This window comes from Nocardioides luteus (assembly GCF_015752315.1).
Taxonomy (GTDB): domain Bacteria; phylum Actinomycetota; class Actinomycetes; order Propionibacteriales; family Nocardioidaceae; genus Nocardioides.
Genome location: NZ_JADOVJ010000001.1, coordinates 2,124,073 through 2,136,523, shown reverse-complemented (window position 1 = coordinate 2,136,523; position 12,451 = coordinate 2,124,073). Strand labels below are relative to the sequence as shown.

12 protein-coding genes are annotated in these 12,451 nt (G+C 71.2%); 4 read left to right on the top strand and 8 right to left on the bottom strand.

Annotation, left to right across the window (positions count from 1 at the left end):
* Positions 1-33: 33 nt before the first annotated feature.
* Together HD557_RS10255 and cobA are read right to left on the bottom strand one after the other, a co-directional pair.
* A complete protein-coding gene (locus HD557_RS10255; RefSeq protein ID WP_196873815.1) occupies positions 34-837 on the bottom strand; it encodes a TrmH family RNA methyltransferase in 804 nt (267 codons plus the stop codon).
* 113 nt (positions 838-950) lie between these two features.
* Complete coding sequence (cobA, locus tag HD557_RS10250; RefSeq protein WP_196873814.1) at positions 951-2,189, bottom strand: uroporphyrinogen-III C-methyltransferase; 1,239 nt, start codon at positions 2,187-2,189, stop codon at positions 951-953.
* Positions 2,190-2,271: 82 nt separating this feature from the next.
* On the opposite strand from cobA, the gene HD557_RS10245 reads away from it, so the two are divergent.
* Positions 2,272-2,799 carry a YbhB/YbcL family Raf kinase inhibitor-like protein gene (locus tag HD557_RS10245; protein ID WP_196873813.1) on the top strand — a complete coding sequence of 176 codons (528 nt, stop codon included), beginning with the start codon at positions 2,272-2,274 and terminating at the stop codon, positions 2,797-2,799.
* A gap of 33 nt (positions 2,800-2,832) precedes the next feature.
* Here the strand turns inward: HD557_RS10245 and HD557_RS10240 are convergent, their stop codons facing one another.
* The 3 genes from HD557_RS10240 to HD557_RS10230 all read right to left on the bottom strand — a co-directional run bounded on the left by HD557_RS10240 (position 2,833) and on the right by HD557_RS10230 (position 5,438).
* Positions 2,833-3,501: a response regulator gene (locus tag HD557_RS10240; RefSeq protein ID WP_196873812.1), complete on the bottom strand. Its 669-nt coding sequence runs from the start codon at positions 3,499-3,501 to the stop codon at positions 2,833-2,835.
* 117 nt (positions 3,502-3,618) lie between these two features.
* Entirely contained in the window at positions 3,619-4,266 is a 648-nt protein-coding gene (locus HD557_RS10235) for an FMN reductase (RefSeq protein WP_196873811.1), read from the bottom strand.
* Positions 4,263-5,438 (bottom strand): LLM class flavin-dependent oxidoreductase, encoded by a 1,176-nt coding sequence (locus tag HD557_RS10230; protein ID WP_196876355.1) that lies wholly within the window; start codon positions 5,436-5,438, stop codon positions 4,263-4,265. Before HD557_RS10230 ends, HD557_RS10235 begins: the two co-directional genes overlap by 4 nt.
* Before the next feature lie 137 nt (positions 5,439-5,575).
* Between HD557_RS10230 and HD557_RS10225 the strand changes: the two genes are divergently transcribed.
* From HD557_RS10225 to HD557_RS10215, 3 genes are read left to right on the top strand one after another with little or no spacing between them, the layout of a single operon-like run.
* Complete coding sequence (locus HD557_RS10225; RefSeq protein WP_307785584.1) at positions 5,576-6,397, top strand: ABC transporter permease; 822 nt, start codon at positions 5,576-5,578, stop codon at positions 6,395-6,397.
* Entirely contained in the window at positions 6,390-7,187 is a 798-nt protein-coding gene (locus HD557_RS10220; protein WP_307785583.1) for an ABC transporter permease, read from the top strand. Before HD557_RS10225 ends, HD557_RS10220 begins: the two co-directional genes overlap by 8 nt.
* Positions 7,188-7,191: 4 nt before the next feature.
* Complete coding sequence (locus HD557_RS10215) at positions 7,192-8,139, top strand: ABC transporter ATP-binding protein (protein ID WP_196873809.1); 948 nt, start codon at positions 7,192-7,194, stop codon at positions 8,137-8,139.
* A gap of 28 nt (positions 8,140-8,167) precedes the next feature.
* Here HD557_RS10215 and HD557_RS10210 read toward each other — a convergent pair whose 3' ends face one another.
* From HD557_RS10210 to HD557_RS10200, 3 genes are read right to left on the bottom strand one after another with little or no spacing between them, the layout of a single operon-like run.
* Positions 8,168-9,538 carry a condensation domain-containing protein gene (locus HD557_RS10210; protein WP_196873808.1) on the bottom strand — a complete coding sequence of 457 codons (1,371 nt, stop codon included), beginning with the start codon at positions 9,536-9,538 and terminating at the stop codon, positions 8,168-8,170.
* Positions 9,519-10,976 carry a condensation domain-containing protein gene (locus HD557_RS10205; protein WP_196873807.1) on the bottom strand — a complete coding sequence of 486 codons (1,458 nt, stop codon included), beginning with the start codon at positions 10,974-10,976 and terminating at the stop codon, positions 9,519-9,521. Before HD557_RS10205 ends, HD557_RS10210 begins: the two co-directional genes overlap by 20 nt.
* Positions 10,973-12,358, bottom strand: coding sequence for a condensation domain-containing protein (locus HD557_RS10200; protein WP_196873806.1), 1,386 nt, complete (start codon positions 12,356-12,358; stop codon positions 10,973-10,975). Before HD557_RS10200 ends, HD557_RS10205 begins: the two co-directional genes overlap by 4 nt.
* Positions 12,359-12,451: the final 93 nt, after the last annotated feature.

Here is a 12,451-nt window from a genome sequence, read left to right as displayed (position 1 = left end):
CAGGATCTCGACCAACGTGCCTGGGCATCACAGCTAGCGGCGGGCGGTGACGTAGCAGGCGACGGCGGAGGCGGCGGCCACGTTGAGGGAGTCGATGCCGGCGGACATCGGGATGATGGCGCGGCGGTCGGCGGCCTGCTGCCAGCGCGGGGAGAGGCCGTGGCCTTCGGAGCCGAGGACGAGGGCGACCTTGTCGACACCCTCGACGGCCTTCTCGATGTCGACGGCGTCGTCGGCCAGGGTCAGGGCGACGGTGGTGAAGCCGGCGGCGGAGAGGGACGGGAGTGCTTCGTACCAGTCCGGGAGACGGGTCCACGGGAGCGCGAAGACCGCACCCATCGCGACCTTGATCGAGCGTCGGTAGAGCGGGTCGGCGCAGCGCGGCGCCAGCAGCACCGCATCGAACCCGAGCGCCGCCCCCGACCGGAAGATCGCACCCACGTTGGTGTGGTCGACGATGTCCTCCAGCACCAGGACCGAGCGGGCACCCTCGAGCACCGACTCAACCGACGGCAGCGACCGCCGCTTCAAGGACGCCAGCGCACCACGGTGCACATGGAACCCGGTCACCTCCTCGGCCGCCTTCTCGCTTATCACGTAGCACGGCGCATCGGTCGAGTCGAGCACGTCGGAAAGCCCGTCGAGCCACTTCGGCGCCATCAGGAACGAGCGTGGCTCGAAGCCGCCGGTCACGGCGCGGCGTACGACCTTCTCGCCTTCCGCCAGAAACAGCCCCTCCGAGGACTCCAGCGACTTGCGCAGCTCGACGTCACGCAGGTCGCGGTAGTCGGCGAGACGAGGATCGTCGGGGTCGGAGATCTCGATCAGGGTTGCCATGAGGGGTCCAGCGTAGGTCCGGACGAGACGACCCCACACATCCGTACGTTTCCCCACCCGTGCTCAGCTTCCCCACGCTCCGGAGGGTGGGGAAGCTCCACTCGAGTGGGGAACTACGCCGGCGTCGAGAAGGAGTCGGGGTGGGCGACGCGGACGACCTCGCCGACGACGATGATCGCCGGGGGCTGGACGTTCTCGTCGGCCAAGGTCTTCTCGAGGGTCTCGAGGGTCGCCAGGACCGTACGCTGTGTGGGCATCGTGCCGTCGCAGATGACCGCGACGGGGGTCGAGGCGGCACGTCCACCGTCCATCAGGGCGGTCGCGATCGCCGGGGCGTTCTGGACGGCCATGAGGAGGACCAGGGTGCCGCCGAGCTGGGCGACGGCGGGCCAGTTGGTCAGCGAGGTGGGGTCGGCCGGCGGGACGTGGCCGGAGATGACGGTGAACTCGTGGGCGACGCCGCGGTGGGTCACCGGGATGCCGGCGACGCCGGGGACGGTCACCGGGGAGGTCAGGCCGGGGATGACGTGGACCGGCACGCCGGCCTCACGGCAGGCGAGCACCTCCTCGAAGCCACGGCCGAAGATGAAGTTGTCGCCGCCCTTGAAGCGTGCGACCGCCTTCCCCTCCTTGGCCGCCTCGACGATGATCCGATTGATCTCCTCCTGCTGGGCCGAGCGGCCGCGAGGAAGCTTGGCGACGTCGACCAGCTCGACGTCGGCCGGCAGCTCGGAGAGCAGCTCGCGCGGCGCCAGCCGGTCGGCGACGACGATGTCGGCCTCCATCAGGGCCTTGCGGCCGGCGACCGAGATCAGCCCCGGGTCACCCGGACCGCCACCGATCAGGGTCACACCGGGCACCCGCTGGCGCTCGTGCGGAGCGATGAGGTCACCGGAGCGCAGGCCGTCGAGGATCCGGTCGCGCACACCCGCGGAGCGCCGCGGGTCGCGGTTGGCGAGCACGGCGACGGTCAGGTCGCCGTCCTGCCCCGTCGCCGGGGTCCAGGCGGTGGCCCGCGTGCCGTCGTCGGAGCGTACGCAGAAGATCCGCCGCTCCTCGGCGGCGGCCGAGACCTCCTCGTTGACGTCGGCGTTCTGGGTCGCGGCGATGACGTACCAGGCTCCGTCGAGCACGTCGGCGGTGAAACGCTCCGAGCGCCAGGTGATCTCGCCCGAGCCGAGCAGGCCCTCCAGGGCGGGCGTCAGCGAGGGCGAGACGATCTCGACCAGCGCACCCGCGGCGATCAGCGCCGGCACGCGCCGCTGCGCCACCCGGCCACCACCCACGACGACCACCCTCCGCCCCTCCAGGATGAGGCCGGCGGGATAGGGAACGGCATGCTCAGAACTCATGGGTACATCCTCGCCCAACACCCGGCCGTGTCCTGACAACGGGTCGATTCGCGGACTGGCTTCGTGAGCTACGTTGGTGGCCATGGCACTCGACCGCCCGGTGAAACCGGACCCCTACTCGCTCATGCCCGCCCTTCCCTCCTTCACGCTGACCAGCCAGGACGTGACCGACGGCCAGCCGCTGAAGCAGGACCAGGTCTATGACGGCGGCAACACCTCCCCGCAGCTCAGCTGGAGCGGCGCGCCGGAGGGGACGAAGTCGTACGTCATCACCTGCTTCGATCCCGACGCGCCCACCCCCAGCGGCTTCTGGCACTGGGCCCTGGTCGACGTCCCCGCCGACGTCACCGAGCTGCCCGCCGGCGCCGGAGCCGGCGACGCCGAGCTCCCGGGCAAGGCGTTCCACGTCGCGTCCGACTTCGGCACCAAGGACTTCGGCGGCGCCGCTCCCCCGGCCGGCGACCAGGTCCACCGCTACTACTTCGTCGTCCACGCCGTCGGCGAGGAGACCCTGGGCGTGAACGACGAGGTCACCCCGGCGGTCGTCTCCTTCAACCTGGCCTTCAAGGCCCTGGCCCGCGCCGTCCTGGTGGGCACCTACCAGCACTGAGCTCCGGCGGTGGGAGCCCCAGGGCTCCCACCGTCAGCCCGAGGCGAGGTGGGTCAGCAGCGTCGGCGTACGCCGGTGCTCGACCTCGCCGGAGAGACCGAGCGCGAGGAAGATCTCGCTCAGACACCGCTCGAACTGCCGCCTGCCGCTGAAGAGCTTGCTGATGATCGCGCGGTCCGGGAACCCGGCCTGGATCAGGCCCAGCACCTCGCTCTGCCGCATCGACAGCCGTGCCATCGCCTCGCCGTCGGCGTCCGGCGATGCCTCGACCATCCGAGAGATGACCTCGGGGTCGACCACGACCTCACCCGACGACACCCGGCCGATGACGTCGAGGAAGTGCGGGATGGTGCGTACGCGTGACTTGCGCAGGTAGCCGAGGCCGCCGGTGCCGGAGCTGGCGAAGACCGGGGCGGCGTAGGCCGTGTCGAGCGAGTCCGCGAGCACGAGGATGCCCATCTCCGGCACCTTCTCGTGCAGCCGGACCGCGGCGCCGATGCCATCGTCGGCCGTTCTCCCGCTCAGCCGGGCGTCGGTGACGACCAGCGTCGGCAGGGTGTCGGTCGCGACCTGGACGAGTGCCTCGGCGTCGCCGGCGTCGGCCACCACCTGGTAGCCACCACGCGCGAGCAGGGTCGTGAGTCCAGCACGAAGGAGCGGCGACTCGTCGGCAACGACGACGCTCGGCTCATAGCTGGGCACGACGGCTCCGCTCGGTGTTGGGGGTAGCGGTCGATACGCATTCTGTCGCACTCCACCGCAAACCCCCGGTATCTCGCGTCCGTGTTCGCGTCGCCAGCCGAGGCGGACGGCCCGGGATCAGAACTCCGGCGGCCCTTCGGAGGCTCGCTTGAGCAGCGTCTCGAAGGAGGTCGGGTTGGCGAACTCGTCCTCCACCAGCGTCCGGTGCGGTGCCGGGGCGGCGGTCGCGCCGCCGCCCACCGCCAGCAGCGCGGCCAGCTCCGCGGCCGCCCGGTCGACCCGCTTGGGGAGCTCCGGGCCACCGGCGAAGTCGTCGGTGGCGGCGAAGACCCCGGTGGGGACGATCACCGCGTGCAGGTAGGCGAAGAGCGGGCGCAGCGCGTGCTCGAGCACCAGCGAGTGCCGGGCGGTGCCGGCCGTCGCGGCGATCAGGACCGGCTTGGCGTCGAGGACACCCTGCTCGAGGACGTCGAAGAACGTCTTGAACAGGCCCGAGTAGGACGCGGAGAACACCGGCGTCACCGCGATCACGCCGTCGGCACGGCGCACGTGGTCGATGGCCGTCTGCAGCGCCGGCTTGGCGAAGCCGGTGAGCAGGTTGTCGGTCAGCTCGTGCGCCAGGCCGCGCAGCTCGATGTGCTCGACCTCGACCTCGGCGCCCCGGGCCTGGACGGCCCGGGTCGTCGCCTCGCCGAGCATGTCGGCGAGCAGCTTGGTCGAGGACGGGACCGAGAGCCCCGCCGAGACGACGACGATCCGGGTCACAGCTCCCCCTCGAGCACCTTGGCGACCTCCGGGTCGTGCAGGTCGCGGTCGGACGAGCCGGTGGCGGAGTCGCCCTCGGCGTAGACGGTCGAGTCCTTGGCGCCGCCGGCCTTCTCCACCAGGGAGGCGTGGGTCGGGGCGTCCGGGACACCGGGCTTGCGCAGCTTCTCGAACTCCGCGCGCAGGGTCGGGAGGATCTCGCCGTAGAGGTCGAGCTGCTCCAGCACCGTCTTCAGCGGCAGCCCCGCGTGGTCGAGCAGGAAGAGCTGGCGCTGGTAGTCACCGACGTACTCCCGGAACGAGAGGGTCCGCTCGATGACCTGCTGCGGCGAGCCGACGGTCAGCGGCGTGGCCTCGCTGAAGTCCTCCAGCGAGGGGCCGTGGCCATAGACCGGGGCGTTGTCGAAGTAGGGCCGGAACTCGTTGATCGCGTCCTGGGAGTTGGGCCGCATGAAGAACTGCCCGCCCAGCCCGACGATCGCCTGGTCGGCGGTGCCGTGGCCGTAGTGCTCGAAACGCTGCCGGTAGAGCTGCACCATCTGCTTGGTGTGCGAGGCCGGCCAGAAGATGTGGTTGTGGAAGAAGCCGTCGCCATAGTACGCAGCTTGCTCGGCGATCTCAGGCGAGCGGATCGAGCCGTGCCAGACGAACGGCGCGACACCGTCCAGCGGCCGCGGCGTCGAGGTGTAGCCCTGCAGCGGCGTACGGAACCGGCCGGACCAGTCGACGACGTCCTCGCTCCACAGGCGGCGGAGCAGGGCGTAGTTCTCGATCGCCAGGTTGATGCCCTGGCGGATGTCCTTGCCGAACCAGGGGTAGACCGGGCCGGTGTTGCCGCGGCCCATCATCAGGTCGACGCGGCCGTCGGTGAGGTGCTGGATCTTGGCGTAGTCCTCAGCGATCAGCACCGGGTCGGTGGTGGTGATCAGCGTGGTCGCGGTGCTCAGGATGATGTTCTCGGTCTGGGCACCGATGTAGGCCAGCGTGGCGGTCGGGTTGGAGGCGATGAACGGCGGGTTGTGGTGCTCACCGGTCGCGAAGACGTCCAGGCCCACCTCCTCGGCGTGCTTGGCGATCTCGACGGTGGCCTTGATCCGCTCGTGCTCCGTCGGGGTCTTGCCCGTCGTCGGGTCCGTGGTGACGTCGCCGACGGTGAAGATGCCGAACTGCATACCCATTGTTCACTGCCCCTTTCGTGGTCCTGCCACGATAGTTGAAATCCGAACTACTCGGCAAACAGTTGCCGCATCAACGTTATTCCAGGAAACCCCTTGGCGTACGCAGGCCCTCCTGTGCCAACGTACGTCAGGTGTCCGGGGCGCTGCATCCACAGTTCAGTCTGTACGCCGCGATCGCGGCCCGGTCCTTCCGCCGCTACTCCACCTACACCGCGGCCACGCTCGCCGGGATCTTCACCAACTCGGTCTTCGGGATCATCCTCAGCTTCGCCTATCTGGCGCTGTGGGAGCAGAACCCGTCGGCCGGAGGCTATGAGGCCGACCAGGCCGTCACCTTCGTCTGGATCGGCCAGGCGCTGCTGATGACCATCGCGCTGTGGAGCGGGGGCGCGACCGACGACCTCGCCGAGCGGATCCGCAACGGCGACATCGCCGTCGACCTCTACCGTCCCGTCAGCGTCCTCGGCTGGTACCTCGCCGCCGACCTCGGCCGCGGGCTCTACCACTTCGCGACCCGGGGCGTGGCGCCGACGATCATCGGCGCGCTGCTCTTCGGACTGGTCCTGCCCTCCCCCGCCGGCGCGGCCGGATTCCTGGTCAGCGTCGCACTCGCGGTGGTGGTCAGCTTCGCCGTCCGGTTCCTCTTCGCGGCCAGCGCGTTCTGGCTCCTGGACGCGACCGGGCCGCGGGTGCTGCTGAGCGTGCTGGCCACCTTCTTCAGCGGACTCACGCTGCCGCTCAACCTCTTCCCCGACGGGTTGCGCCAGGTCGCGTTGGCGCTCCCGTTCGCCTCCTACATCCAGACCCCGGCCGACATCTGGCTGGGCCGCCACACCGGGCTCGACCTGCTCGCCGCCATCGGCCTGCAGGTGCTGTGGGCGGTCGTGATGCTGGCCGTGTGCGCGCTCGTGCTGCGTGCCGCGACCCGCAAGGTGGTGGTCCAGGGTGGCTGATGCGGTGCGCGCCTACTGGCTCATCGCGGCGCTGTGGATCCGGGCGTCGATGGCCTATCCGCTGTCGTTCTGGACGATGACCGTCGGCGGGGTGCTGATCACCTTCCTCGACTTCGTGGCGATCTGGCTGATGTTCAGCCACCTCGACACCTACGGCGGCTTCACCCTGCGCGAGATCGCCCTGCTCTACGGGGTCACCTCGCTCGCGTTCCGGGTCGCCGACATGCTGGTCGGGAGCGTGGAGAAGATCGGCCAGAAGGTACGCAGCGGGGACCTGGACGCGATGATGACCAAGCCGGTCCCGGTGCTGGTGCAGCTGTGCGCCGACCGGTTCGAGCTGCGCCGGCTCGGGCAGATCGCCCAGGGCCTCGCGGTGTTCGCATGGGCGGCGCCGATCGTGGAGTGGAACCCGCAACGGCTGCTGGTGCTCGTGGTGGCGCTCGTCTCGGGCGTGGTCATCTACTTCTGCGTGTTCGTGACGTTCTCGACGATCCAGTTCTGGACGACCGACGCCTCGGAGTTCGCCAACGCCTTCACCTACGGCGGCAACACGATCATGCAGTACCCGATGACGATCTTCCCGCGCGAGGTCGTCCGGTCGCTCACCTATCTGCTGCCGCTCGCCTTCGTGAACTGGTATCCGTGCCTGTTCCTGCTCGGTCTCACCGACCCGTACGGCGCACCGGACTGGTTCCGCTTCGCCTCGCCCCTCGCCGCCCTGGCGCTGGTCGGCCTCACCACGCTGGTGTGGCGCCAGGGGCTTCGCCGCTACCGATCCACAGGGAGCTGATCTCGTGCCACTGATCGAGGTGCGGGACCTGTCCCGCGAGTTCACCATCCGCAAGCGGGCGGGTGTGCTGCGACGTACGTCGGTGGTGAAGCAGGCCGTCCACGACCTGTCGTTCGAGATCGACGCCGGCGAGATGGTCGGCTACATCGGCCCCAACGGCGCCGGGAAGTCGACCACCATCAAGATGCTCACCGGCATCCTGGTGCCCTCCGGCGGGTCGGCGCTCGTCGCCGGCCTGGAGCCCGCCCGCCAGCGCCGCGAGCTGGCCCGGCGGATCGGGGTCGTCTTCGGGCAGCGTACGTCGCTGTGGTGGGACCTGCCGCTGCGCGACTCCTTCGAGCTGCTGCGGCGGATCTACCGGATCCCCGACCAGACCTTCCGCCGCAACCTCGACGACCACGTCGCGCTGCTGGATCTCGGCGACCTGATGGACACCCCGGTGCGGCAGCTGAGCCTGGGGCAGCGGATGCGCGGCGACATCGCCGCCGCCCTGCTCCACGACCCCGAGATCCTCTATCTCGACGAGCCGACGATCGGGCTCGACGTGATCTCCAAGGGGCGGTTGCGGGAGTTCCTGCGCGCCCTCAACCACGAGCGCGGGACGACCCTGATGCTCACCACCCACGACCTGCAGGACATCGAGGCGCTGTGCGACCGGGTCATCGTGATCGACCACGGCACCGCCGTCTTCGACGGCCCGCTCTCTTCGCTGCGCCTCAACGGCGATGCCTCCCGCACCCTCGTCGTCGACCTCGTCGACGAGGCCCCGGCGATCGCCGTCGAAGGAGCTCGGGTGGTCAAGGTCGAGGGGCCGCGCCAGTGGCTCTCTTTCCCGGCCGCGGCCTCCGCGGCTCCCCTCGTCGCGCAGGTGGCGGCTGCGTACGACGTCGCCGACCTGTCGATCCACGAACCGGCCATCGAGGACGTCATCCGCGCGCTGTACGGAGGGTGAGGGCACCGTGGCGAGTCGGTTCGCCCGTTCAGTCGATCCGGAGGATGGCGAGGTCGTCGGGCTGACGGGAGAGATCGACGAGGGTGTGGCGGAGGCGGTCGAGGAGGGACTCGACGGACGCCGCGGCCACCGACGTGTCGGGGTAGCGGATCCGGACGGCGAGGCCGGAGTGGGTGCGGGAGAACCAGATCTGGACGTCGTCGGCCTGGGTGGAGGCCGAGATGTGCTGGGCATCGCGGTCGAGGTGGGAGGAGCCGCCGGGGACGTGGCGGTAGTCGACCCAGGAGACGACGAACACGTCGCTGCGCGTCTGCACCAGGGGCTCGGTGAGCGAACCGAGCACCTGGTCGAGCGGCACCGACCCGAGGCGTACGCCGTGACGGACCGCGTCGCCGGCCTCGGCCAGGCCCAGGTCGGTGAGCGAGGCGGGGACGGTGAGCGGGACGGTGGTGGTGTACCAGCCGATCGAGCGGGTGAGGGGCTGGGCCGAGCGGGTGGAGACCGGGGCCATCGTGTCCAGACGGTCACCGCCGCCGAGGTCGGCGATCGCGGTGGCGAGGGCGGCCAGGACGGCGGCGTACGTCGAGGCCCCGCTGTTGCGGGCACGGGCGCCGATGCGGTCCATCAGGTCGGCGTCGGCGAGCGTGGCCACGGCGGTGGCCTGGGCGGCCCGCTCGCCCGGCTCGAGGCCGAGCGGCAGCGGGAAGGTCGGCAGCCGGTGGCCGCGGCCGGCGAGGAAGTCACCCCAGCCGCGGAGCAGCGGGTCGTCGGCAGCCACCCGGGCCGGGCCGTCGGAACCCTGCGAGACGGCCTCGAGGAACGAGCCCACCGGCGGCAGCGAGGGCTCCTCGCCGCTCTCCGCGAAGGCGGCGTAGAGGTGTGCGAGCTCCTCGACCGCCACGGCGACCGAGTGGGCGTCGCAGTGCAGGTGGTCCATGCCGAGGACGATCGTGGAGCGGTCGGGGCGGGAGATAGCGGCCGGCAGGAAGGCGGGATAGCCGAACGGTCCGCACCGCTCGTCGAGAGCGGCGTGCAGAGCGGCGCGGGTCTCCTCGACGGTGCCGGTGTGGCCGACGGTCGCGACCGACCAGCTCAGGGTGCCGGGATGGTGGCGACGCGCCTGCGGCCCGTCCGCACCCGCGACGACCTCGAGCTGCAGGCTGCCGTGGCGGGCGAGGAACGCGCGCCAGGTGCGCGAGAGCGCGACCGGCTCGATCGGCCCGTCGACGTCGAAGGCGGCCGCGAGCCAGACGGTCGGGGCGCCGGCCATCGCACCGGCCAGGTGGTTGCGCTGGTTGAGCGAGAGCTCGGCCGGTGCGCCGTGCGGCGGGGCGGAGAGGTCCCAGCGCAGCAGCGTGCCCGGCCGGGGCTCCCAGAGGTCAGCGGTCGTGACCAGCATGTCCGGTCCCGATGATCTGGTCGGCATCGACCGGCAGCACCGGCAGGCCGAGGTCGGCGAGCACGTCGCGGAGCGCCTCGACGTAGGTCACCACGGCCCGCCCGCCCTGCTCGGTGTCGGGGCTCTGGGTGGCCATCTCGAAGCGGTCGGCGAAGCGGTTGACCCACAGGCTGGCGTTGGCGGTACGTCCCTCGCCGGTGAAGTGCAGACCGGTGTCGAACGGCTCCGTGCCGGCGCCGGGGAACTTGCGTACGTCCAGGTAGGAGACCATCTGCGGGCTGGCCAGCTCCGTCGGTGCGAGGACGCCGCCGGCGACCATGGCGCCCAGCGGCACATGGACCGGGGTGCGGGCCAGCTCGCGGGCGGTGCCGAAGGCCTTCTCCGCCGCGAGCACGGTCTCCGCGAAGACGGTCTCCTCGACTGTGGGCCCCAGCGGTATCGAGACGGGTGCGAAGTTGCAGAACCAGCCGTGCGACATCGCGGTCTCCTGCGACCGGGTGCCGAGAACGGTGATCCCCAGGTAGTCCGAGCTGCCGGTCAGGCGCTGCTCGGCGTGGGCCAGGAGCGCGAAGACGCCGCTGGCAAACCGTCCTCCGGCGGAACGGCACAGCGACTCGAGCGCGTCCACCGCCTCGCCCTCGAGAGCGGTCCATCGCCGGACCCGGACCGGCGCGGTCTCCCCCGCGTCCAGCCCCAGGGAGACCGGGAACCGTGGCAGCCGCCCGCCGTGGCGCGAGACGATGTCGACCCACTCGCGCACCGCCGGCGTCTCCGCGTCGCACGCGGCGGCGACCTGCTGCTCGGCGGCGGCGTACGTCACGAAGCTGCCGGCCTCGGGCAGCGGCTCGACCTCGGCCCCGAGCGCCGCGGCATAGGCGGCGCCGAGCTCGGCCGGGACCATCAGCTGCGAGGCGCCGTCGGTGAAGGCGTGGTCGCAGCCCCAGAAGTAGGTGAAGCCGTCCTCGCGCACGATCGCGCCGAGGAGGAACGGCGCCCAGGAGTCGGGGCGGCACTGCTCGTCCCAGAGACTGACCAGGAGGTCCTCCCAGCCCCCGGACCAGTCGGCCGGCGCCTCGACCTCGACGGCCTCGAAGGCGATCGCCTCGGCCGGCACCAGATGCCGCACCGGCATCTCACCGGACAGGTCGAACCAGGTCCGCAGGCCCTCGTGGCGGCCGACGAACGACGTCAGCGCCTCCGCATAGGCGGCAGCCGAGAAGGCGCCGGAGAACTCACCGGCGGTGCCGGTCCAGGCCCGGTGCACGCCACCGGCGGCAACCTTGGCGCGGTAGGCGTCGAGGTGGTCGGCCTGCAGGAACGACGGCGCTCCTGGCGAGACCGGCGCGGCATCGGCCGCCGCCTGGCACTCCGGCGTCGGCCGCAGCACGACCACCCGGCCCGGCGCGGGAGCCAGATCGGCGAGCGGCCCGATCCTCATGCGGTCCCCTCGAGCGAGGCGGTCTCGGGCTGCGCGATCTCGTCGAAGAGATCGCTCATCCCGCCGATCAGGTCGCGCACGACCCGCTCCGCGGCGACCGTCTCCGGGTAGCGCGTGGAGACGTTGAGACCGTCCCGGTCGCGCACGAGCCAGAGATAGACCTCATCGTCGGCGCGGACGGGGGCCCGCAGCGTACGCGCGTCCCAGTCGTTCCAGCGCTCGGCGCCGGAGATGAAGCGCGTGTCGACGAAGGTGACCACGAAGTGCGGGGCGTCGTCGATGCCGAGCAGGTCCGCGACCCGCGCGAACGGCTGCGGGACCAGGGGCTTCGACTCGGCCAGCGCGGCCTGGACCCGGACGGCGACCTCGGGCAGCGTCGCAGCGCCGGTGATGTCGAGGGTGACCGGGACGAGACCGACGTACCACCCGACCGCGGCGGCGTGCTCGGCGGTGTAGCGGGTGTGCATGGGGGCCACGAAGCGCATCCGCTCCACGCCGTGCTGGGCACGCAGGACGTACGCCATCGCGCCCATCATCCCGGCCTGGAAGGAGACGCCGGCGCTCTTGCACAGCTCGCCGAGGGCCCGCGCCTGGCGCGGGTCGCCGAGCCACTGCGACAGGCTCGCCTGCGGCAGCGGCGACGCCGAGGCGGTTACGTCGGTGATCCCCGGGACCGGGAAGTCGGCGAACCGGAGCTGCCCGTCGGGACCGGTCAGCCAGTCGCGCCAGACCCGCACCGACTCGCTCTCCAGCGACATCGCCTCGCCGGTGACCCGCTCGGCGGCGGCGTGGTCGATGTGGCTGCCGGTGGTCACGGCGGCGAGCTCGGCGAACGGCTCACCGGCCAGCGCCCGCTCGTAGAGCGAGGCGATCTCCTCGAACCAGAGCAGCTGGGAGTAAGCGTCCATGACGCCGTGGTCGGCGCCGAAGACCAGGGTGAAGCCGTCGGCGTCGGCCACCGTGGCGAAGACGACGTAGGGCCAGGCCGACGGGTCGATGTGATCGGCCAGGAAGTCCGAGACGCGGCCGCGGGCGTCCTCGCCGTCGAACCGGCCGAGCGCGGTGGTGGCCACCGACACGTCCTCGGGGGCGACCGTGCGACGCCGCCGGCCGGCCGGGGTCTCCTCGACGGTCCCGCGCAACGCCTCGTGGCGCCCGATCCAGGCTCGGAGCGCCAGGTCGAGTGCGGTCACGTCGAGCTGCCCCGTCAACCGCATGATCGACCCGATCCAGGAGCCCGCCTCGGCAGTGTCGAGGTGCAGCTCGTGGTTGTGCGACAGTCGGCGGTCGTCGTCGACCCAGGAGCTCGGCTCCGCGGTGGGGATCCACGCGGTCACCTCGCCCGGGGGTACGTCGTACGCGGACAGCTCGGTGTACTCCATCGGAGGTGGAGTTCCTCTCTGAGGTGGGGGGCTCAATGCGGCACAACGCCAAGTCGGGGACCCGAACGAACCTCAAGAACGCCGTAGCCCGAG

Excerpts from the sequence above, each read along its gene's own strand:
- HD557_RS10255 (WP_196873815.1), bottom strand. The coding sequence starts at position 837 with ATGGCAACCCTGATCGAGATCTCCGACCCCGACGATCCTCGTCTCGCC.
- cobA (WP_196873814.1), bottom strand. The coding sequence starts at position 2,189 with ATGAGTTCTGAGCATGCCGTTCCCTATCCCGCCGGCCTCATCCTGGAG.
- HD557_RS10245 (WP_196873813.1), top strand. The coding sequence starts at position 2,272 with ATGGCACTCGACCGCCCGGTGAAACCGGACCCCTACTCGCTCATGCCC.
- HD557_RS10230 (WP_196876355.1), bottom strand. The coding sequence starts at position 5,438 with ATGCAGTTCGGCATCTTCACCGTCGGCGACGTCACCACGGACCCGACG.
- HD557_RS10210 (WP_196873808.1), bottom strand. The coding sequence starts at position 9,538 with ATGCTGGTCACGACCGCTGACCTCTGGGAGCCCCGGCCGGGCACGCTG.
- HD557_RS10205 (WP_196873807.1), bottom strand. The coding sequence starts at position 10,976 with ATGAGGATCGGGCCGCTCGCCGATCTGGCTCCCGCGCCGGGCCGGGTG.
- HD557_RS10200 (WP_196873806.1), bottom strand. The coding sequence starts at position 12,358 with ATGGAGTACACCGAGCTGTCCGCGTACGACGTACCCCCGGGCGAGGTG.